Genomic DNA, 838 nt, shown 5'->3' with positions numbered 1-838 from the left:
GCCCCTCACATGGATAGTGTTAGGTTCGATTCCCCTCTATGTGATTCTATCGGCGACAATCACGCCAGTTCTTAGAAACCGCCTAAACGAAAAGTTCAAACACGGAGCAGAGAACCAGGCTTTCTTGGTCGAGTCCATTTCAGGTGTTGAAACACTCAAGTCCATGGCAGTTGAGCCACAAATGCAACGTCGATGGGAAGAGCAACTAGCTGCTTATGTGTCGTCCTCTTTCAAGGCGATGAACTTAGGCAATATCGCCAGCCAAACGGCGGGCTTTATTAACAAGGCAGTTACAGTATTAATCCTTTGGGTGGGTGCAACACTGGTGATTGCAGGCTCCTTGAGTGTCGGGCAGTTGATCGCATTCAATATGCTCGCAGGCCGAGTCAGTGCACCGATTCTGAGGCTCGTTCAACTCTGGCAAGACTTCCAGCAAGCAGGCATTTCATTAGAGCGCTTGGGGGATATTCTTAATACGCCGGCAGAACCTGGTCATAACCCAAACAGAACAACGCTGCCTGACTTGAAAGGCAAGGTGTCACTAGAACATATTACCTTCCGCTATCAGCCAGATCGACCTGAAATACTCAAAGATTTAAGCTTGGAAGTTTCGCCCGGAGAAGTGATAGGCATTGTTGGTCGCTCAGGTTCAGGCAAAAGTACCTTAACCAAACTCGTGCAAAGGCTATATGTGCCCGAGTCAGGCAGAGTGCTGGTTGATGGTGTCGATGTCGCACAGGTTGACCCGGCATGGCTACGCAGACAGATAGGCGTGGTGCTTCAAGAAAACGTTCTATTTAACCGTTCAGTCAAAGACAATATCGCCTTGGCAGACCCA

The 838-nt window shown here is 49.2% G+C and carries 1 protein-coding gene; it reads left to right on the top strand.

Going from position 1 to position 838, the window contains the following annotated elements:
• Positions 1–838: ABC transporter transmembrane domain-containing protein (locus A3735_RS07855; protein WP_156499515.1), on the top strand; the 838-nt coding region annotated here is incomplete at both ends.

This window comes from Oleiphilus sp. HI0061, assembly GCF_001635675.1.
Note: the sequence above shows the minus strand (reverse complement) of the source record. Positions and strands in the feature narration are given on the sequence as shown.